Source organism: Microbispora sp. CA-135349 (assembly GCF_050947365.1).
GTDB lineage: Bacteria > Actinomycetota > Actinomycetes > Streptosporangiales > Streptosporangiaceae > Microbispora.
This window is the reverse complement of sequence record NZ_CP192001.1, coordinates 2869167-2890233: the sequence shown is the minus strand read 5'-3', so window position 1 is coordinate 2890233 and position 21067 is coordinate 2869167. Positions and strand designations below refer to the sequence as shown.

The 21067-nt window shown below is 72.1% G+C and carries 13 protein-coding genes and 1 pseudogene; 6 read left to right on the top strand and 8 right to left on the bottom strand.

All coding sequences use genetic code 11. The features are described 5' to 3' along the window. The first annotated feature begins 1030 nt into the window (after positions 1-1030). Both ACQPZZ_RS13580 and ACQPZZ_RS13575 read left to right on the top strand, forming a co-directional pair. Positions 1031-3952, top strand: coding sequence for a BTAD domain-containing putative transcriptional regulator (locus tag ACQPZZ_RS13580; RefSeq protein ID WP_432932082.1), 2922 nt, complete (start codon positions 1031-1033; stop codon positions 3950-3952). 32 nt (positions 3953-3984) lie between these two features. Next, positions 3985-6861: a BTAD domain-containing putative transcriptional regulator gene (locus ACQPZZ_RS13575; protein ID WP_432932080.1), complete on the top strand. Its 2877-nt coding sequence runs from the start codon at positions 3985-3987 to the stop codon at positions 6859-6861. A gap of 41 nt (positions 6862-6902) precedes the next feature. Here the strand turns inward: ACQPZZ_RS13575 and ACQPZZ_RS13570 are convergent, their stop codons facing one another. After that, on the bottom strand, positions 6903-8426 hold the full coding sequence (locus tag ACQPZZ_RS13570; protein ID WP_432932078.1) for a PucR family transcriptional regulator: 1524 nt from the start codon (positions 8424-8426) through the stop codon (positions 6903-6905). Positions 8427-8544: 118 nt separating this feature from the next. On the opposite strand from ACQPZZ_RS13570, the gene ACQPZZ_RS13565 reads away from it, so the two are divergent. Continuing rightward, positions 8545-10779 (top strand): molybdopterin cofactor-binding domain-containing protein, encoded by a 2235-nt coding sequence (locus ACQPZZ_RS13565; protein WP_432932076.1) that lies wholly within the window; start codon positions 8545-8547, stop codon positions 10777-10779. Between the two features lie 42 nt (positions 10780-10821). Here the strand turns inward: ACQPZZ_RS13565 and ACQPZZ_RS13560 are convergent, their stop codons facing one another. Both ACQPZZ_RS13560 and ACQPZZ_RS13555 read right to left on the bottom strand, forming a co-directional pair. Beyond that, a complete protein-coding gene (locus tag ACQPZZ_RS13560; protein WP_432932074.1) occupies positions 10822-11496 on the bottom strand; it encodes a hypothetical protein in 675 nt (224 codons plus the stop codon). Positions 11497-11586: 90 nt separating this feature from the next. Continuing rightward, positions 11587-13038, bottom strand: a complete 1452-nt coding sequence (locus ACQPZZ_RS13555) for a SecDF P1 head subdomain-containing protein (protein WP_432934378.1) — start codon at positions 13036-13038, stop codon at positions 11587-11589. Positions 13039-13215: 177 nt separating this feature from the next. Here ACQPZZ_RS13555 and ald point away from each other — a divergent pair, with 177 nt between their 5' ends. Then, positions 13216-14334 carry an alanine dehydrogenase gene (gene ald, locus ACQPZZ_RS13550; protein WP_363646067.1) on the top strand — a complete coding sequence of 373 codons (1119 nt, stop codon included), beginning with the start codon at positions 13216-13218 and terminating at the stop codon, positions 14332-14334. Between the two features lie 39 nt (positions 14335-14373). Here the strand turns inward: ald and ACQPZZ_RS13545 are convergent, their stop codons facing one another. Further along, positions 14374-15051: a DUF3105 domain-containing protein gene (locus tag ACQPZZ_RS13545; RefSeq protein ID WP_432932072.1), complete on the bottom strand. Its 678-nt coding sequence runs from the start codon at positions 15049-15051 to the stop codon at positions 14374-14376. Positions 15052-15157: 106 nt separating this feature from the next. Between ACQPZZ_RS13545 and ACQPZZ_RS13540 the strand changes: the two genes are divergently transcribed. Beyond that, a complete protein-coding gene (locus ACQPZZ_RS13540; RefSeq protein ID WP_432932070.1) occupies positions 15158-15823 on the top strand; it encodes a DUF305 domain-containing protein in 666 nt (221 codons plus the stop codon). Here the strand turns inward: ACQPZZ_RS13540 and ACQPZZ_RS13535 are convergent. Continuing rightward, positions 15809-16354 (bottom strand): annotated as a pseudogene (locus ACQPZZ_RS13535) (alpha/beta fold hydrolase); the annotation flags it as partial. The gene ACQPZZ_RS13540 and the pseudogene ACQPZZ_RS13535 overlap by 15 nt on opposite strands. Before the next feature lie 47 nt (positions 16355-16401). On the opposite strand from ACQPZZ_RS13535, the gene ACQPZZ_RS13530 reads away from it, so the two are divergent. Continuing rightward, positions 16402-16983, top strand: coding sequence for a helix-turn-helix domain-containing protein (locus ACQPZZ_RS13530; RefSeq protein WP_432932068.1), 582 nt, complete (start codon positions 16402-16404; stop codon positions 16981-16983). Between the two features lie 37 nt (positions 16984-17020). Here the strand turns inward: ACQPZZ_RS13530 and ACQPZZ_RS13525 are convergent, their stop codons facing one another. The 3 genes from ACQPZZ_RS13525 to ACQPZZ_RS13515 form a co-directional block, all read right to left on the bottom strand. Further along, positions 17021-18109: a threonine aldolase family protein gene (locus tag ACQPZZ_RS13525; RefSeq protein WP_432932066.1), complete on the bottom strand. Its 1089-nt coding sequence runs from the start codon at positions 18107-18109 to the stop codon at positions 17021-17023. 64 nt (positions 18110-18173) lie between these two features. After that, positions 18174-18827 (bottom strand): SDR family NAD(P)-dependent oxidoreductase, encoded by a 654-nt coding sequence (locus tag ACQPZZ_RS13520; protein ID WP_432932064.1) that lies wholly within the window; start codon positions 18825-18827, stop codon positions 18174-18176. A gap of 38 nt (positions 18828-18865) precedes the next feature. Continuing rightward, positions 18866-20986, bottom strand: a complete 2121-nt coding sequence (locus ACQPZZ_RS13515; RefSeq protein ID WP_432932062.1) for a DUF6421 family protein — start codon at positions 20984-20986, stop codon at positions 18866-18868. Between the last annotated feature and the right edge of the window lie 81 nt (positions 20987-21067).

Here is a 21067-nt window from a genome sequence, read left to right as displayed (position 1 = left end):
CAGCGGAACAGGGCCGACTTCTTGACCGGCTGCACTCACAGTTCGGGTCACAATTTCTGACAGGAGTAACCCGGCACTCAATTCACGCGACGGCATCGGCACCTTCCCCCGCCCTGTTTCGGAAGACCACATGAAACGACCGCTTTTTCGAATACCCGGTACATGCGCGCCAATTCCAGGATATTTGCCAGAATTCCCGACCGCCACGCCGACTTGTGGCGGTCCCGGAAACCAATACGAGCGAGCGCGGGTGCCCGCGGGGACGCGACTCGGATCACGCGAGGGCGTGATGCCCTAGCGCGTCCTCCGGCTTCTCCGCCGGCTCCGACTGTCACGGGAACAGTGGAGGCGACCGCCGGCCCATATCTTCGACGGCGGCCGGTAGGCCCGCTCGCAACCCCGGCATGAAAGCCGTGCGGACACACCAGATCGTCACACAACGGGCGAACGTGCCTATTCGCGCGAATCGTTCCCCCGCAATTTCGCGTCCGTACATCCGGCGGCGCCGATCCCGAGGCAGGCGAGATCGAGAACACGAGACCTGCTCGGATCAGGACTGGTCAGCCGGGGTCAGAGCATGCGGTGACCACTGCCCGGTGACTGCCGGTCCCGGCCAGGACGGCAGTCACCGGGTAACGCTCCCGCTGCGGCACCGGGTCGTCCCACAACCGCGACCCGTAACCCCCACTCAGGTCATCCGGGCAGGTCAAACGATGTGACCGGCGGGCTTACCAGGCAGTAGAAAACTCCGGGCCAACCGGGACTGGCGCATTGCCGGAAGCGTCTAGACGATATCTAGATGGAAGATGGCATATTTGATGCTCTGCCGGAAGGGTCCAACGACGTGCCCGATGACCGGCGAACACGGGGATGTCATCGCGAAGCCACAGTTTTGGGGGAACAGCCGGGGTGCAGTTGCGACGAGTGCAGCGGCGACTCATCGCGCGTGCTCGGCGTGCGAGCGCCATTTCACCCGACCCCGGTCACCCACAGAATGCATCGGCGCCGTTACCAGGTGGAGTTCAGACGTATGGATAGCGCGAATGAGCGTAAAACGTCCGGGCACTCGCCCTGCCGCCTGCGGATGCTCGGGCCCCTCGCCGCGTGGAGGGATGGGCGGAGCGTCGACCTCGGGCCTCCTCTGCAGCGCGCGGCCCTGTGCATGCTCGCCGCGCACATGGGACAGGTCGCGACCAAGGAGGCACTGATCAGCGGGCTCTGGGGGGAACGCCCGCCGAACACCGCCGAGCAGAGCGTTTACACCTACATCGCCGGGCTGCGGCGGATCCTGGAGCCGCAGGGGGGCCGGCGGGGTTCCTACTCGGTCCTGCTGTCCCGGTCGGGCGGATACGTCCTGGCCCGCGGGCCGGTGGAGGTGGACGTCGAGGACTTCGAGCGCCGTCTGGCCGAAGCCCGCCGGCTGGACGGCGACGGCGACCTGCGCGGCTGCCTCCGCGCCCTGAACGCCGCCGTGGGGTGCTGGTCGGGCCCCGCCCTGTGCGGCGTCCCCGGTCCGTTCGCCCAGGCGGAGCGGGCCCGCCTCGAGGAGTTGCGCCTGGCCGCGCGTGAGGACCGCGCCGAGGTGCTGCTCCGCCTGAACCTGCACCAGGAGGCGGCGGCCGCCCTGACCGAGCTCGTCGGCGAGGCACCCCTGCGGGAACGCGCCCGCGACCTGCTCATGCTCGCGCTCTACCGGTGCGGCAGGCAGGCCGACGCCCTGCACACGTACATGGACATCAAACGGCTCCTCGCGGAGCGGCTCGGGGTCGATCCCGGCGAGACGCTGCGGGAACGGTACGAGCTGATCCTGCGGGCCGATCCCTCGCTCAACCAGGCGGGCGCGGCCGCCTCCGACGCGCGGTCCTCCCGTCCCCCGCGCCAGTTGCCCCGCGCCGTGAGCGGCTTCGTCGGCCGTGCCGAGGAGGTGGTGCGGCTGCGATCGCTGCTCGCCCCCTGGGACGGCGGCGCCCCGCAGGCGGTGATCGCCATCACCGGCGCCCCGGGAGCGGGAAAGTCCGCCCTGGCCGTCCACGCCGCCCACGCCGCCGTCCACGCCTTCCCGGACGGTCAGCTCTACGTGAATCTCCTGGGGGCGACTCCGGGTGTGGAGCGGCTGAAGCCGATCGACGTGCTCGGCAGGCTCCTGCGCGCCCTGGGGCTGCCCAGCGAGGCCGTGCCGCCCGACGCGGACGAGGCCGCCGCGATGCTGCGCGACCGGCTGGAGGGGCGCAGGACCCTCATCCTGCTCGACGACGCGGCGGGGCCCGAGCAGGTCCGCGCTCTCCTGGGTCTGCCGGCCGGCACCAGCGTGCTGATCACGAGCCGGGAGTCGTTCGCGGTGACCGACGACTGCGTCCAGCTCGTCCTCGGCAGGATGCTGCGGTCGGAGGCCGTCACCGTGCTCGCGAAGCTCGTGGGGGCCGAGCGGATCGCGGCCGACCCGGCGGCTGCGGCCCGCCTGGCCGACCTGTGCGGGGGGCTGCCCCTGGCCCTGCGCCTGGCGGCCGCACGGCTCATGGACCGGCCGCAGTGGACGCCCACGGAGCTGGCCGACCGGCTGGAGGACCGGCGTCGGACGCTGCACGAGCTGGAGGCGGGCAAGACGGCCGTGCGTTCCAGCCTCGAACTCAGCTACGAGAGCCTCGCCCGGGGAAAGTCGGTCCTCGACCGGCTGGCGGCGCGGGTCCTGTGCCACCTCGGCCTTCTCCATGTGGCGGATGTGACCGCGCACGTCGTGGCCGCCCTCGTGGACGAGCCCGCCGACGCCGCGGAGCGCGCGCTCGACCGCCTCGTACGCGCGCATCTGCTGGAGGCCGCGGGCACCGGCCGGTTCCGCATGCACGACCTCGTACGGCTCTACACGATCGAGCTGGCGGACACCCACCTCGCGCCCGAGGCCCGCAAAGACGCCCTCCTGCGAGCGCTCGGGTTCTACGGCGCGACGGCACGGCAGGCCAGCACCGTGCTGGACCCGCACCGCGTGCAGCTCCCCTGGCCCGCCGTGCCGCAGCGACCCGTCGCGCTCGTCTCTCTCGCCGAGGCCAGGAACTGGCTGGAGGAGGAGCTGGCGAACGTCGTCGCGGCCGCGTCACAGGCGCTGGTGAGCGAGGACGACGACATCGCGCGCAGGGGAGTTTACGTCGGGTTCTCGCTCCACTGGCAGCTGTCGAGGGGCGCGCACCGGTCCGAGCAACTTCATCTGAGCAGGCGGGCCTTGGCCGTGGGCGAGCGGACCGGCGACCGGGAAGTCATGTCGTTGGCGCACGGTCAGGTCGCCTCCGCCCTGCTCCACTACGGCAGGGCCGCCGAGGCCATGCCGCACCAGTGGGCCGAGCTGGAGCTCAAACGCGTGCTGGGGGACCGATTCGGCGAGATGCGCGCGCTGGGCAACCTGGCCGTCACCCACCTGAGGCTGGAGCAGTACGCGAAGTCGCGCGAATGCACCGAGAAACAGCGGGTGATCGCCAGGGAGATCGGCTCCGACGTCGGTGAGCGTCACTCGTTGCTGATCGGGGGCGAGGCATGCGTCAAGCTGGGCGAGCTGACCGAGGCGCTGAGTCTGCTGCGCGAGGGGCTCGCGCTCGCCCATGCCGCACGAGATCGCTACCACGAGACCGTGGGCCTGGCGATCCTTGCGAGGTTTTACCTGGACTGTGGTGATCCGCTCAGCGCGAAGTCCAGCTTGGAGCGCAGCGTGCGATGCGCGCTCGAAATCGGCTACCGGCTCCAGGAGTGCCAGTCCCTCACCCTGCTCGGCAGAGCGCACCGCCTCCTCGGCGAGCCGGAGCAGGCTCTTTCCCATGTCCAGAGCGCGCTGGCGATCGCACGGTCCCTGCAGGACGACGAACTCCGCCACGAGGCGGAGGCCGAACTGCAGGCCATCCGCGCGGCCTTTCCCCGGCCGGACTCCGCCCGGCCCCGGCCGGCGCACCTCGTGTGCAGCCGCCGCTGAACGCCACACCACGAAAGGAGGGACCCCCGACCATGGCGAGCGACGGTGCGTTACGGACCGGTCTCCGCCTCCGGGTCCTCGGGCCGGTGACGGCCTGGATGGAGGACCGGCAGGTGAACTCGGGACCGCCGCTGCAGCGGGCCGCCCTGTGCGTGCTCGCCGCCAGAGCCGGCCGCATCGTCCCGAAGGAACGGCTCATCGGCGACCTGTGGGGCGGCGCCGCTCCGCAGACGGCCGAGCAGAGCGTCTACACCTACATCGCCGGGCTACGGCGGGTGCTCGAACCGGACCGGGGCAGGCGCGGGCCGTTCAGCCTGCTGACCCACTCGGCGAACGGCTACAGCCTGGCCAGGGACGCGTGCCGCATCGACGCCGAGGACTTCGAGCAGCGTCTCGCGCAGGCCCGCCGCCACCGGGCCGAGGACGACCTGCCCGCTTGGCTGCGCGCACTCGAGGAGGCGCTGGGGCTGTGGACGGGCACCGCCCTCGGCGGGCTTCCCGGCCCGTTCTGCGCGGCCGAACGGGCCCGGCTGGGGGGACTGCGCCTGACGGCGCGGGAGGACCACGCCGACGCGCTGCTGCGGCTGGGCCGGCACCACGAGGCCCTGGAGACGCTGACCGGGCTGATCACGGAGGACCCGCTGCGGGAGCGCGCCAGGGAGCTGACGATGCTCGCCCTGTACCGCTGCGGACGGCAGGCCGAGGCGCTGGAGGTCTTCCACGACATACGGCTCCTGCTCGCCGAGCGTCTCGGCGTCGATCCCGGCGAGTCCCTGCGGCGGACCCACGAGCTCATCCTGCGCGCGGACCCCTCCCTCACGGCGGCGCCGTCCTCCACGGCGGTCATCGCCCCCGCAGAGGCCCTCCGGCCGCGTCAGCTCCCGCGGGACCCGCAGATCTTCGTGGGGCGGACGGAGACGCTGGTGCGCCTGCGCGCGCTGCTCGCGCCCTGGGACGGAAGCGCCCCCCAGGCGGTGGTGGCCGTCACCGGCACGGCGGGAGCGGGGAAGTCGACGCTCGCCGTCCACGCCGCCCACGCGGTGAGCGAGCACTATCCGGACGGCCAGCTGTATCTGAACCTGCTCGGGGCGACACCGGGAGTCGGGCGGCTGAACCCCCTCGACCTGCTCGGCAGGCTGCTGCGGAGCCTCGGCGTGCGCCCCAAGGCGGTTCCGTCCGATCCGGACGAGGCCGCGACCATGCTCAGGGACCGCCTGGCGGGCCGGCACACGCTGATCGTGCTGGACGACGCGGCCGGCCCGGAACAGGTCCGGCCTCTGCTGGGCCTGCCGGCCGGGAACGCCCTGCTCGTCACGAGCCGGGAGTCGTTCGCGGTGGCCGACGACTGTGTTCAGCTCGTCCTCGGCAGGTTGCGGCGCTCGGAGTCGGTCGCCATGCTGGCGAAACTGATCGGCGCCGAGCGGGTCGCCGCCGACCCTGCCGCCGCCTCCGAGCTGGCGGACCTGTGCGGCGGGCTGCCCCTGGCCCTGCGCCTCGCGGCGGCGCGTCTCATGGAGAACCGCCACACGCCCCTGGCCGAGCTGAACGCCCGGCTGCGCGACGAACGGCGGGCGCTGCACGAGCTCGAGTCGGGCGATCTCGCGGTGCGCGCCAGCCTCCAGCTCAGCCACGACCTGCTGGCGGGGAGCGGGCACGAGCTCGACCGGACGGCGGCCGCGGCCCTGTGCCACCTGGGCGTCCTGCACGTGCCGGACGCCACACCCGAGGTCGTGGCGGCCCTTCTCGACGTGCCGCGGGACGAGGCCGAGCGAGCCGTGGCCCGCCTGGTCCGGGCGAATCTGGCCGAGCCCGGTGAGCGGGGCCGGTTCCGCCTCCATGACCTGGTCCGGCTCTTCGCGATGGAACTGGCCGAGCGGCGTCTGGGCGAGCGTGACCGCGACGACGCGCTCGACCGCGTGCTCGGCCTGTACGGAACGACCGTGCGCCTGGCGATGAAGCTGATCGACCCTCATCGGACGCATCCCCCGCACGAGTTCGCCGAGCGCGAGCCGTTCAGCCTGGCCGACAGCGCGCACGCGGCCGCGTGGCTGGAGAGTGAACGCCCCAACGCCCTCGCCGTGGCGGCTCAGTCGATGGCGTCGCGCAACCCCTCCCTCGCGTCTTCCGGCGCCCACCTCGGCTTCTCCTTTCACTGGCCTCTGGAATTCACGGGTCACCATGTCGACACCGTCACCCTCAACCGTCAGGCGCTCGAGGTGGGCGATCGGCTCGGCGACCCGGAGATCTCCGCCCTCGCGAACGGTTACCTCGCCCTCGGCCTGGGCCATGCGGGACGCTTCGAGGAGGCACTCGTCCACCAGCGCGCCGAGGTGGCCCTGCGGCGCGCGTCCGGCGCCACCTTCTCCAGGATGAGGGCCCTGGGGAACCTCGCCAACATGCTCAACGCGCTGAAGCGGCATGATGAGGCCCTGTCGTCGGCGCGGGAGCAATTGCGCATCGCGCGGGAGATCGGCGCGGCAGTGGGCGAACGCTACTCTCTCATATGTGCCGGCGCGGCACTTCTCGGCCTCGGAGATGCGGCTGCCGCCATGGCGGCGTACGTCGAGTTGGGGACACTCGCGAAAGAGGCCGGGGACGCGATGCATTTGTCGAACGCGCTCATGGGCATGGCCGATGTTCACCTGAGGCAGGACGACCCCCAGTCCGGGGCGGTGCTTTACGAGAAAGCCCTCGCCCTTATGAGGGAACACCACTCCCGCACCATGGAACCGAGATGCCTCGGCCGGTTGGGCCAGGCCGAACGCCTCATGGGCAGGTTCGACGAGGCACGCGCGTACCTACGGGAGACTTTGGCCGTTGCGGAGAAGTACGGCGCGGAATACTGGGTGACCTTCGCACGCGAGGAACTGGCCCTCCTGGATGCCGGAAACGCCGCCGAGGACGGTTGACCGGCGCGGGCGGCCGATCGGCGCGAAGAACCAAGCAGGGCTCAGCCGGCGCGCAGGGCGAGGAACAGGTCGACCCGGTCGGCCATGGACGACAAATCCTTGCCGGTCAGCTCCTCGATCCGCCTGATCCGGTAGCGCACCGTGTTGACGTGAACGTGCAGCCGTTCGGCGCAGGCGTTCCACGACCCGGTGCAGTCGAGGAACGCGCCGAGCGTCCGCACCAGCTCGGCGCCGTGCCGCCGGTCGTAGTCGAACAGCGGCTTCAGCAGCCGCTCGGCGAACGACGAGCGCACGTCGCCGGGCACGGTCGCCAGCAGCAACGCATGCGTGTAGATCTCGTCGCTGGTGGCCACTCCCCCGCCGCGCGCCTCGGCCATGCGCCGGGCGTGGCCCGCCTCCTCCACCCCTCCGCGGATGGCCTGCGGCCCGGTCAGCGCGCCGCTGAGCCCGGCCGACACGGTGACCGCGGGCAGCCCCCCTGCGAGCACGGCCGTACGGGCGCGCAACGCCGCCGCGAGCGCGTCGCGGTCGCCCCAGTGGGTGACGCCGCGCAGCGGGACGAGCGCCACCGACGCGTCGGCGCCCGCCGCGGCCACCACCCTGCGGTCCAGCAGCTCCTCCAGCACCCGGCCGCCCAGCAGGGCGGGGTCCGGGCCGTCCGTCGCCCCGCGCCTGCTCACCGTGGCGGTGACCACCGCGTACGGCTCGGCCGGATCGATGCCGCAGGTCCGCAGCCGGGCCGACAGCTCCGCGAGGTCGCCGCCCGCGCAGGCCAGCGCGATGAGCTGCTCGGCCAGCCGGCGCTCCACCCGGCGGCCCTCCTCCGCCCGGGTCCGCTCCATGGCGACGCACGCCGCCAGCTCGTAGCCGATCTCCGCGTCGACCTCGCCCCGGCAGACCAGGGCCCAGCCGGCGGCCCGGTGCGAGCGGTCCACGGCGAACAGCGTGAACGGCCCGCCGCGGTCCACGACGACGGGCAGGCGAACCGCGGTGAGGTAGTCGCGGGCCAGCCGTACGGCCCGCTCCTCGGTCAGGGCGCCCGCGACGATCGTGCCGCAGGCGGACACCACGGCGGCCGTGACGCCGAGCTCGGCCTCGACCAGGGCGAACAGCTCACCGAGCCCGGCCCCTTCGGCCACCGCCGCGACGATCCTGCGGTGCCGTCCGAGCGCGCCGCGCAGGTCACCCGCCTGGTCGGCCGCGACGCGCCTGCCGACGAGCTCGGTGACGGCTCCGAACGACACCTCGACGGGCACTTCGAGCAGTGGCAGCCCACGTGCCCGGCAGGCCTCCACCAGGTCGTCGGGCACCATGCCGAGCCGCGCGTCGCCCGCGCCGAGCGCGGCCACGCCGGCCTCGGTCAGGGCGTCCACGAACCGGGCGGAGTCCGCGGGCGACCGGCGCCACATCAGGCCGGTCAGCACCAGTTCGCCGCCCGACAGGTATCGCCGGGGATCGGGCAGGTCGGTGATGAGCACGCCCTTGATCTCCCGGTCCAGCCGCTCGTCGCCCGTGAGCAGGGTGAGCCGCAGGTCCGGGGCGGCGAGCAGATCATGCAACAGCACGCGGACAGCGTATTTGGAGATATGTACAACCATCGACCCCACCCGCCGCCGGGTTTCATGACCGCGCCGATAGGCCCGGCCCACGCCCGGTTGCTCTACTACGACCGTGGAGCAGCGGATGACGACGGAGACGGCGACGGAAACCGGCCGGCGCTCGGGCCTCGGCGAGAGCGCGCCGCGCCCCGACGGCACGCTGAAGGTGACCGGGGAGTTCGCGTACTCCTCCGACCTGTGGCTGGAGGGCATGCTCTGGGGCGCCACGCTGCGCAGCCCGCACCCGTCGGCGTGGATCCGCGCGATCGACGCCGGTCCCGCGCTCGCGATGCCCGGCGTGTTCGCCGTGCTCACCCATGAGGACGTGCCCGGCGAGAAGTTCTACGGGCTGGAGCGCCGCGACCAGCCGGTGCTCGCCGTCGACCAGGTCCGTTACCAGGGCGAACCCGTGGCGATCGTGGCCGCCGACCATCCGGAGACCGCGCGCCGCGCCGCCGCCGCGATCGTGGTGCGCTACGAGGAGCGCGAGGCGGTGACCGACCCCCGCCGGGCCGCCTTCGACCCGTCCTGTCCCGCCGTCCACCCGGAGGGCAACGTGGTACGGCACCAGCCGGTCAGGGTGGGGAACACGTTCGAGGCCGAGGTGGTCGTCACCGGCGAGTACGAGGTCGGCATGCAGGACCAGGCGTTCCTCGGGCCGGAGTCTGGTCTGGCCGTGCCCGCCGAGGACGGCGGGGTCGACCTGTTCGTCGCCACCCAGTGGCTGCACGTCGACCAGGACCAGGTGGCGCCGTGCCTGGGCCTGCCGAAGGAGAAGGTGCGGCTGGCGCTCGCCGGGGTCGGCGGCGCGTTCGGCGCCAGGGAGGACCTGTCGATGCAGGTCCACGCCTCGATGCTGGCGCTGCGGACCGGCCGCCCGGTCAAGATGGTGTACGGCCGCGAGGAGTCGTTCTTCGGTCACGTCCACCGGCATCCGGCGCGGATGCGCTACGAGCACGGCGCGACCGCCGGCGGGCGGCTCGTCTACGTCAAGGCGGAGATCCTGCTCGACGGCGGCGCCTACTGCTCGTCCACTCCCGCCGTGGTGGGCAACGCCGCGTCGCTCGGCGTCGGGCCGTACGAGGTGGGCAACGTCCGGATCGACGCGTACGGCGTCTACACGAACAACCCGCCCTGTGGTGCGATGCGCGGGTTCGGGGCGGTTCAAGCGTGCTACGCGTACGAGTCGCAGATGGACCGGCTCGCGGCGGCCTGCGGGCTGTCACCGGTCGAGATCCGCATCCGCAACGCGGTGTCGCAGGGGTCGCGTCTGGCCACCGGGCAGGAGATCGACAGCCCCGCGCCGCTCGCGGACATGCTCGCCGAGCTGGCCGCGATGCCGCTGCCGCCGCCCGCCTCCACGGACCTGCGGGCGCTGCCGGGCGGCGTCGCGCAGACCACGCACGGCGAGGGGGTACGGCGCGGCGTCGGCTACGGCGTCGGCATCAAGAACATCTGCTTCTCCGAGGGCTTCGACGACTACTCCACGGCCCGGGTGCGGGTCGAGTCGGCCGGGGACGAGCCGCACGTCCTCGTGCACACCGCCGCCGCCGAAGTCGGCCAGGGGCTCGTGACCGTCCAGGCCCAGATCGCGCGTACGGAGCTCGGGATCGCCCGGGTCACGGTCGCCCCGGCGGACACCGCGGTCGGCTCCGCCGGGTCCTCCTCGGCCTCCCGCCAGTCGTACGTCACCGGCGGAGCGGTCAAGACGGCCTGCGAGGCGGTGCGGGGACGTCTCGACGCGCTGCGGGCCGCGCATCCGGACCTGTCGCTCGTGGAGGTGCTGGAGCGGTTCGGACCCGTCGAGGAGACGCGGGAGTACCGCCACCGGCCCACCTTCCCGATGGACCCCGTCACGGGCCGGGGCGACTCGCACACGCAGCTCGCGTTGTGCGTGCACCGGGCCGTGGTCGACGTGGACGTCGAGCTGGGCCTGGTCAAGGTCGTCGAACTGGCCGCCGTGCAGGACGTCGGGAAGATCCTCAATCCTCTCGCCCTCGAGGGGCAGATCCACGGCGGCTCGGCGCAGGGCCTGGGCCTGGCGCTGATGGAGGAGATCCAGGTCAGGGACGGCCGGGTGCTCAACCCGTCGTTCACCGACTATCTGATCCCCACCATCCTCGACATGCCGCCGATGCGGCTGTCGGTCCTGGAGAACCCCGACCCTCACGCGCCGTACGGCCTGCGGGGCGCGGGCGAGCCGCCCACGCTGTCGTCGACTCCGGCGGTCGCGGCGGCGGTCAGGGCCGCGACCGGGCTGGATCTCCCCCGCGTGCCGATCAGGCCCGAGGACATCGCCCTCGCGACCGCGCCCGCCTGAGCACCGCCGTCGTACGCGCGGCCCGGAGCCGGCCGGCTGGGGTCAGTCCGCGATGTAGCCGATGGAGGTCACCTCGTAACCGCGGCTCTTCGAGCCCCGCACGTGCATGAACATGCCGCCGCCCTCGTAGGAGTAGGCACAGCTGTAGCCCTTCGGCTCCGATCCGCAGCCCTGGAAGAAGTACTTCACGCCCTTCGGGTCGTACTTCGTCCGGAACAGCGTCTTGACCGCCGTGGTCGTGGCGACCTCCAGGCCCCGGTTGCGGTCACCCCTGCGCCAGGCGTCGAACAGGTGCCCGGCGGCGGCGGACGGCTTGACGAGGTGGCGCGACCCGTACACCTTCGTGACCTTGCCGCCCGACACGATCATCAAGATCCCGCGCAGCCCGCCGGGCACACGCACGCTGGTGTGGACGAACCGGCAGGCATTGCCCGAGCAGCCCGCGAACTCGTCCGGGGCGCGGAAAGGATAGGAGAAGAGCGTGGCGGTCGCGCCTGCGGTGGCGACCCGGGAGGCCGCAGGGCGGTCCCGGCGCAGCCACGCGTCGAGCAGCTTCTTGGCGACCGTCGCCGGTGCGGGCCCGGCCTGCGGCGAAGCCTGGGCGGAAACCGGCGCGGCGTGCGCGAGGGCAGGGGCGGCGGCGAGCGGGGAGGCGGGGAGCATGAACGCGGCGGTCGCGGCCGTGGCGACCGCGCCTCGCAACCATCGAGCTGTCACGCACCATACGTTAGAGGGATTTACTTGCACCCGGATTGACCCCCGATTGAACCCGCCTTGCACCCCCACCCCCCTTTCGGGGGGTAGGGGTCAGCCGAAGGTCTCCTGGCCGCCCTGCTGGGTTCCACCCTGCTGAGTTCCACCCTGCTGAGTTCCACCCTGCTGGGTACCGCCCGGCTGGGTACCGCCCGGCTGGGTACCGCCGGGCTGGCTGCCGCCGGGCTGGCTGCCGCCGGGCTGGGTGCCGCCCTGCTGAGTCCCGTCGGGCTGGGTGCCGCCGGGCTGAGTGCCGCCCTGCTGAGTCCCGTCGGGCTGGGTTCCACCGGGCTGACCGGCGGCAGGGGCGGAGGGCGAGACGGCCGGGTTCTGCTGCCCGGCGGGGGCGGATCCCGTCAGCAGCGCCATGATCGCATCGGCCTGCGCCTTGTCGAAGCCCGCGATCCCGAGGCTGTCCTGAGTGATCTCCTGGGCCACGCGCGGAGCCGCCACCACCTTCTCCCCCACCACGATCGCGAGCTGCTGCTTGACCGTCTCGCGGGTGAGCGCGGCGATCTGCTCCCTGCTGGAGGGGGACAGCACGAGCCGGATCGAGTAGGTGCCGTCGCTGTCCGGCACCTCCTCGATCTTCTGCACGGTCGTGACCGTGACTCCCGGGTCGAGTTGATAGCAGCTACTGCCCTTGTCGTCCGGGATCGCATCGGTTCCGGTGCAGGGCGCGGGCCCCACTCCGTTGACCGGGGCGAAGTGCACGGACGTCAGGAGGGTGCGCACAGGCGTCTTCGCGAGCGGCGGGGCGTCCGGGTTGCGGGTCATCAGCACGGCGACGGCGCCGAGGACGCCGGACATCACGACCACCAGCACGAGGGCCACGACGAGAGTGATCGTCGTCCCCCTGGCCGCCCTGGGCTCCACGGGGCCGGTGGAGGCGGGTGGCCCGTCACCCGGCCCTGCGGTCCCGTCCGGAACCACAACACCCGGCGCGGCCTCCACACCGGGCGGCACACCGTCCGGCACAGCGGGCGGAACGGGCTCTACCGGCTCGACGGGCGGGATCGCGACGAAGGCATCGGGGTCGCCGGGCACACCGAGCGGGCCGGGTTCGCCGGGCACACCGAGGGGGCCCGTGGGTTCGCCCGGCACGCCGAGTGGGTCAGCGAGCGGATCACCGAGCCCATCGGGCTCACGCGGCACACCGAGCGGATCACCGTACTCACCCGAGCCGCCGGGCACGCCGAGCGGATCACCGGGCCCGCCAGGCTCACGCGGCGGGCCGGCCGGCCCGCTCAGCGGGTCGCCGGGTCCGCCGTACGGGTCACTCGGCCCGACGTCGGCGACGCCGGGCAGCACGGACGTCTCTTCCACGGCCGCCGGCCCACCCCTCGTGCCGCCGAACCAGTCGTACCCTCCGGACGTCTCGGCGGGCATGCCGCCGCGTTCCTCGGGGACGGCCTGCTTCGGCATGGGCGCCGTCTCGGCTCCCGATGCCGGGCCGCCGGGCCACGGACCGGGTTCCTCGTCTCCCGACACGGGCGCGTTGTGCATTCCCACCTCGATCCCTTACACCGCTCGCAGAGCCTACCGAGGTCTGCCAACCGTGGGTAACCGGCCGACCATGGACCAGCCAACGCACCCCTGAATTGACAATTTGTCATGAATATCCGCCAAATGGTTGCCCGTTGCCCGATGTCCGGACGGGCATCGTGAGCAGACAGTGAAAACATGAAGGTGGGAGTTCCCCGAGAGATCAAGACTCACGAATACCGGGTCGCGCTCACACCCGCGGGGGTCAACGAGTTCGTACGCAAGGGTCACCGGGTCCTCATCGAACAGGGCGCAGGGCAGGGGTCGGCGATCCCCGACGAGGACTTCGCGGCGGCGGGGGCCGTCATCCTCGGCACGGCGGACGAACTGTGGGCCGAGGGCGACCTGATCCTGAAGGTCAAGGAACCGGTGCCGGACGAGTACCACCGGATGCGCAAGGGCCAGGTGCTGTTCACCTATCTCCACCTGGCCGCCTCGGAGCAGTGCACCCGGGCGATGCTGGAGTCGGGCGTGACCGGCATCGCGTACGAGACCGTGCAGAAACCCGACCGCACGCTGCCGCTGCTCGCGCCGATGTCGGAGGTCGCCGGACGGCTGGCCCCTCAGGTGGGCGCCTACCACCTGATGCGCCAGGGCGGCGGGCGCGGGGTGCTGATGAGCGGCGTTCCCGGCACCTATCCGGCCAAGGTGGTGGTGATCGGCGCGGGCGTGTCGGGCATGAACGCGGCCGCGGTCGCGATGGGCATGCGAGCCCAGGTGCTGCTGCTCGACCGGGACGTCGACCGGTTACGCCACGCCGACCTCGTCTACCGGGGCGGCTGCCAGACCGTCGCGTCCAACGCGTACGAGGTCGAGCGGGCGGTGGTGGACGCCGATCTGGTCATCGGCGCGGTGCTGGTGCCGGGCGCCAAGGCGCCGACCCTGGTGAGCAACGACCTCGTCTCCCGGATGAAGCCGGGATCGGTGCTCGTGGACATCTCCATCGACCAGGGCGGCTGTTTCGAGGACTCCCGGCCGACCACGCACGCCGACCCGGTCTACCGCGTGCACGGCTCGGTGTTCTACTGCGTGGCCAACATGCCGGGGGCGGTGCCGCACACCTCGACGTACGCGCTGACCAACGTCACCCTGCCGTACGCGCTGGCGATCGCGGACCTGGGCTGGCGCGAGGCGCTGACCGCCGACGCCGCGCTCGCCCTCGGGCTGAGCACTCACCAGGGCCACCTCACGAGCCGCCCGGTGGCCCAGGCGCACGGGCTGGAGTCGGTGCCCGTGGACCGCGTGCTGGTCCCGTGAGAGCCCGGCCGGGAGGACCCGGCCGGGCGGTGGGACCGATCAGGAGGACGGGGCCGTGCTGGGCATCGGCTCCTGCGCGGTGTCACCCTGCGGCGGCGGGAGGGGCTGCTCCTCGGTCGTGCCGATGCCGCCCGAGCAGGAGGCGCCGTACTCGGGAGTGGTGGTCGGGTTCTGCTTGTACTTCTTGACGAACTCCTTCAGGCGGGGGTCGTCCGCGGAGTCCAGCGTGATCTGGTGGTTCCAGGAGCTGGCGGCGATCTTGGACGGCAGGCCCGGATAGGGGCTCAGCAGCATGTAGTCGGCGGAGGCGATGGTCTTCAGCTTGTCCACCTCGGCCTTGGGCAGGTCGGGGCGGTAGGTGATCCACACCGCGCCGTGCTCCAGGGAGTGGACCCCGTGCTCGTTGTGGATGGGCTTGTCATAGATGCCGCAGTTCTGCCAGTAGAAGTTGTGCTGGCCACCGACGGGCGGAGTCTCCTTGTAGGAGACCTTGTTCCAGGAGTGGTCGGAGCCCTTGTAGGTGAACGTCTTGACCGCGCTCAGCGACTTGGCCGAGCGGTCGTTGACCACGTACACCGCGACGAGGGCGACAAGGACGACGATCACGAGGCCGCCTATCCCCCACATGAGAAGCGCAGCGCGCCGCTCCTTGCGCTTCTGATCGGCGCGCATACGGGCGAGGTGCTCACGCCTCGCCTGCGTCTTCTCCTTGGTCATCGCTCCTCCATCCGCAAATTACTTACACCCCCGCTGCGTATGGAGAATAGTGGCTAAAGGTATCGCTCCGGGCAGGGCGACAGCCGTGGCGAGTAGCCTGTGGGCGATGAGCACTGACATCGACGCTCCGCCGGAGACCGCTCCACCGGCCCGGCGCCCCTTCCCCGTCCTCGGGCTGGTCGCCGTCCTCCTCGCGGCGGCGGCGCTCGTGGTGTTCTTCACCAGGTCGGGAACGCCGGGTGACGCGTCCCCCGAGGCCGGGTTCGCCAGAGACATGGGAGTGCACCACGCCCAAGCCGTGGAGATGTCCTTCGCCCTCAGGGACAAGACGTCCGACGGGCCGCTGCGCAGCCTGGCGTACGACATCATCACGACGCAGAGCACGCAGCGTGGAATTTTCATGGGCTGGCTCCAGCAGTGGGGCCTGGACCAGAGCTCCGACCGCCCGGCGATGGCCTGGATGTCCGGGCACGGGCACGGCGGGGCGGCCATGTCCGCCGCGACGCCCGGGACGATGCCCGGCATGGCGACGCAGGAGGAGATGAACCGGCTCAGCCAGGCCACGGGCAGGGACGCGGAGATCCTGTTCCTCCAGCTCATGATCCGCCATCACCAGGGCGGCGTGGAGATGGCCGAGGGCCTGCTCAAGCTGTCGGACCGCGACGAGGTGCGCGCCCTCGCCCAGCACATCGTGGACGGGCAGAACGCCGAGATCCGCACGATGAAGGAGCTGCTGGCCCAGCGGGGAGCCCAGCCGCTCCCCGCGCCGTGATCCTCTCCGGCCGGTCCGGCGGTCTCGTTCAGTCCGCCCGCGCGGCGTGGATCGCGGTGAAGGCCAGCAGCGGGCCGGCGGTCCGCGGCGAACGCCCTGCATTGTGGCGGTGAGCGTGTGGTAGGTCATCATGCGCACCTCGTCCAGCAGCTCCCGTGGAATCTGATAGCCCGCGCGGCTGAAACCGGTGCTCGCGAACCGGCGGATCTGCTCGTCGGTCGGCGGCCATTGCGACGGTGCGATCGCGGCGGACCCCGATGCGATGAAGGCGTCCATGCCGGGTCCGGTGTTGATGAGCGCGAGCGCGGTAACCAGGTCGGGTCGTCGCTCGGCGAGAGCGGTGGCGACCACGCCGCCGCTGGAATGACCGGCCACGATCGCGCGCTCGACGCCGAACCGGTCCAGTGCCGCGCCGACCCGGCGCCCCTGCTCCGTGGTCGCGTAGCTCGGGCCGGCCGGTTTGGCCGACCGGCCGTGCCCGAGCAGGTCGATTCGGATGACGTGGTGCGAACCGGTCAGCAGCGGAACCAGACGGTCCCACGAACGGGTCGAGGAGGCGGACCCGTGGATCAGCAGGAGTGCCGGGGCGTCGCGGGGGCCGTCCTACCGCCGGCCTCGACGGCGCCGTGGTGGCCCTCGACGACCTGTGGGGCCGGGAGGCGTCACAGATCCGTGAGCGACTGGCCGATGTCTCCTCCTGGGAGGACCGCTTCGCGCTGACCGGCGCGCTGCTCGCCCGCCGGTGCGAGGCGGGGCCGCCGGTGGATCCGGAGGTGACGTGGGCCTGGCGCCGGATCGTCGCGGGCCGCGGCCTGGTCCGGGTCGACCGGCTGGCCGCCGGAGTGGGATGGAGCCGTAAGCGCCTGTGGTCCCGGTTCCACACGCAAATCGGCCTGCCGCCCAAACGCGCCGCGACGCTGGTCCGCTTCGACCACGCCGCCCACCGCCTGGTCGCGGGCGCGAGCGCGGCCCGGGTGGCGGTGGAGACCGGATACGCCGACCAGTCCCACCGGCACCGGGACGTCATGGCCTTCATCGGGGTGACCCCGGCGCGCGTGGCGGGCGAGCCGTTTCTGGCGGTCGACGACATCGCCTGGCCCATCCAGGAGGCTCCCCGCGAGCCGGGCCTCCCACCGGCCGCCGGCCCAGGCGCCGCCTGAACGCCAGCGCGGTGACCGGCCCGGCCGCCGGTCACGATCAGGCGCGCAGTTCCTCGGCGAGCGCCGCGGCGAACGCGTCCACGTCGGCCTCGGTGGTGTCGAAGGCGCACATCCACCGCACCTCGACCATGCCCCCGCCGACCTGCTCGTTCCAGTTGTAGAACCGGAACCGCTTGCGCAGCCGGTCGGCCACGTCGGCCGGCAGGACCGCGAAGACCGCGTTGGCCTCGACCGGGCGCGGCACGCTCACCCGGGGCAGGTCCCGTACGGCGTCCGCGAGCCGCCGGGCCATGGCGTTGGCCCGGCGGGCGTTGCGCAGCCACAGGTCGCCCCCGAGCAGGGCCTCGAACTGCACCGACACGAAGCGCATCTTGGAGGCGAGCTGCATGCTCGTCTTGCGCAGGTAGGGCAGGCCCCGCGACGCCTCCGGGTTCAGCACGACGACGGCCTCGCCCAGCAGCAGCCCGATCTTGGTGCCGCCGAACGACAGCACGTCGACCCCCGCGTCCGTGATCAGGGCGCGCAGCGGGACGTCCAGGGCCGCGGCGGCGTTGGTGATCCGCGAACCGTCGAGGTGGACGAACATTCCCAGCTCGTGGGCGTGGTCGCAGATCGCCTTGATCTCGGCCGGGGTGTAGAGCGTGCCCAGCTCGGTCGCGTTGGAGATCGACACGACCCGCGGCTGCGCCCGGTGCACGTCGCCGAAGCCCCACGCCTGCCGGTCGATCAGGTCCGGCGTGAGCTTGCCGTCCGGAGTCGGCACGGTCAGCAGCTTCAGCCGGCCGGTGACCTCGGGCGCGCCGCCCTCGTCGGTGTTGATGTGCGCGCTCTCCGGGCAGACCACGGCCTCCCAGTGGGCGCACATCGAGCGCAGCGACACGACGTTGGCCGCCGTGCCGTTGAACACGGGGAACACCTCGGCCTGCTCGCCGAAGTGCCTCCGGAAGACGCCCCGCACCGCCTCGGTGTAGACGTCGTCGCCGTAGGAGACCTGGTGTCCGCCGTTGGCGAGGGCGATCGCCTCGAGGATCTCGGGGTGCACCCCGGCGTAGTTGTCGCTGGCGAACGTCCGGCTCGCCGGGTCGTGCCGGCGCACGGCATCGGTTGTCACGAGATGTCTCTCCATCGCGGTTTCAGGCTCCGCGGCCGGCCCGAGCAGGCCGGCCGTGAAGCCGGATCGGCAGCGTAGATCAGGGTGTGAGGTCGATCCTGCGGCCGTTGACCGCCGCGGGCACCTCGTCCCACAGGCCCGCGACCGCCGCGGCCAGGTCCTTCACGTCGGTGAAGGTCCGATACGGCTTGTCCGGGTTCGCGGCCCTCATCTCATCGTGCACCAACGCGTTCACCACCAGGACCACCGCGGCGGCGGAGGTGTCCTTCAGCGCGTCGGCCAGCGACAGCGTCCACGCCTCGGCGGCGGCCTTCGCGGCCGCGTACGCCGCGCCGCCCTGCGTCGGCTTCTGGGCCGCCCGCGCCGACACGATCACGAAGCGGCCGTCGCCGCTCTCCCGCAGCAGCGGCTCGAACTCCAGCGACACGTGCTGCAGGGTCCTGATCAGCAGGTCGTGCAGCAGGTCCCAGTCGTCGAGCGAGGTGCCGGCGAAGGTCTTCGACCCGCGCCAGCCGCCGACCAGATGGACGACGCCGTCCACCCGGCCGTGCTCGGCCCGCACCCGCTCGGCCAGGCCGCGTACGGCGTCCCGGTCGAGCAGGTCGACGGCCAAGCATCCCTCGGCGCCGGACTTGTCCACGCCGACGACCGTGTCGCCGAGCTCGGTGAACTTCCCGACGACGGCGCGGCCGGCCGGGCCGCCCGCCCCCGTGACCACGATCACCCTGCTCATCGCACGCTCCTCCCGATCTCGTCCACGCGGGTCCCCGCTCACGCCCGGATGCCCCGGGTCGACTCCACCACGTCGGTGAGCTTACGGCGCAGGGCCTCGTAGAACATGCTCAGCGGGAACTCGTCGGGCAGCACGGCGTCGACCATGGCCTTCTGCTCGGCGGGCAGCGCGTGGACGCCCTGCTTCCACACCGAGGCCGGGTCGGGCTCGACGTACGTGGCGACCAGCTCGTGGGCGGCGAGCCAGTGGGCGCGCTTGGACCGGTCGATGCCGTCGCGGTAGAGCTTCTCCACCTCGCCGCGCAGGTCGGCGACGCCGTCGGCGACCCGCGACCAGTCGATCGTAAGCCGGTTGTCGGTCCATCGCACGACGCCCTGCCGGTGCAGGTAGGCGAACAGCAGCTGGCCGCCGAGCCCGTCGTAGTTGCGCACCCGCTCACCCGTGATCGGGAAGCGGAAGAGCCGGTCGAACAGGATGGCGTACTGCACGTACCGCGCGTGCGGCACGCCCGCCGCCTCCAGCTTCACGGCCTCGCCGTACGCCGTGAGGTCGCAGCGCAGCTCCTCCAGGCTGTAGAGCCAGTACGGCATGCGCTGCTTGATCATGAAGGGGTCGAACGGCAGGTCGCCGTGGCTGTGCGTGCGGTCGTGGACGAGGTCCCACAGCACGAACGTGTCCTGGGCGAGGTCCTGCGACGCCAGCAGCCTGGCGGCGTCCGGCGGCAGCTCCAGCTTCAGCGTGGCCGCGGCGGCCTCGCTGACCCGGCGGAACCGGGCCGCCTCGCGGTCGCAGAAGATGCCGCCCCAGGTGAAGCGCGGCGGGGTCTCGCGCACGACCACGGTCTCGGGGAACAGCACGGCCGAGTTGGTGTCGTAGCCGGAGGTGAAGTCGACGAACGTGATCGGCACGAACATCGGGTTGTCGTAGCCGTTCCGCTCCAGCTCGGCCAGCCACTCGGGCCACACGACCCGGATCCAGACCGCCTCGACGTTGCGGTTGGGGTTGCCGTTCTGGGTGTACATCGGGAAGACGACCAGGTGCTCCAGGCCGTCGACCCGCTGGGCGTCGGGGTGGAAGACGTTCAGCGAGTCGAGGAAGTCGGGCTTGCCGAGCCCGGCCGCCACCCACGCGCGGAAGTCCTTCATCACCGCGTCGAGATACTCGGCGTCGTGCGGGAAGTGCGGCGCGAGCCGGGCGATGCCGTCGACGATCTCGCTGATGCACGCCACGGCCTCGTCGTGGTCGCCGGTGACGGAGCCGTCCTTGGCCTGGAGGGGGCGCAGCCGCTCGACGGCGGCCTTCAGCCGGGCGAACTCCTCCGCCAGCTCGGGGCGGGACGCGCGCGCGGCCCCGGACGCCTCGGGCACGCGGGCGGCCCAGGTCACCAGGTTGCCCCACAGCTTCTCGTGGTCGTAGTCGCGGATCGAGTCGTCGCCGAACAGGTCGGAGTCGGCTAGGACGACCACGCGCCCCCTGCCGTGCCGTACGGCGGCCACCAGCGGGGCGGACGCCGGGTCGGCGGACGCGGAGGTCTCGAACAGGACGCTCGCCCCGGCCGGCACGCCGAGCGTGCCCGCGCGGTAGAAGCAGGCGCGGCGGACCTCGGCCAGCAGGTCCTGGGCGACGCCGCCCCGCCCTGTCACGGCCTGCCCTGTCACGGCCTGCCCTGTCACGGCCTGTCCGGAGGGAGCGCCGAGGATCCAGGTGGCGACCTTGTTGTGGCAGTTCCCGGGGTCCTGCACGGTCGTGTGCTCGACCGTCACCCCGAAGCGGGCGAGCAGGTCGGCCAGGTTGCTGCCGTACTTCTCCTGCTCGTGCTCGGCCAGCACGATGAGCCCGCCGCCGCCCGCGACGTACGCCTCGATGGCGTCGATCTCCCCGGCGGCGAAGACCGGGCTGCCGACCCCGGTGGTGCGCTCCCAGCGCCCGGCCGAGGGGTGCGCGACCACGAAGACGTCACATCCGGCCAGCACGTCCGGGGTGACCGGCCCCTCGGTGTGCGCGCGCACCGTGTGGCCGAGCCGCCGCAGCGCCCCGGCGGCCTCCGCGTAGCTGTTGTCGTCGGGGTGGGCGGGATTCATCGACTCGGCGACCTCTCGCCGGATCGTCCACGCCTCGCTGTGCGCCTCGTCGAACAGGACCGCCGGGAACGCCTTCATGAAAAATCTCCCGTAGTGTGAGCCATCTCCCGGAAAATATACACATACCTCGCTCTATGGCGATAAGTAGCTCTAGCGGAT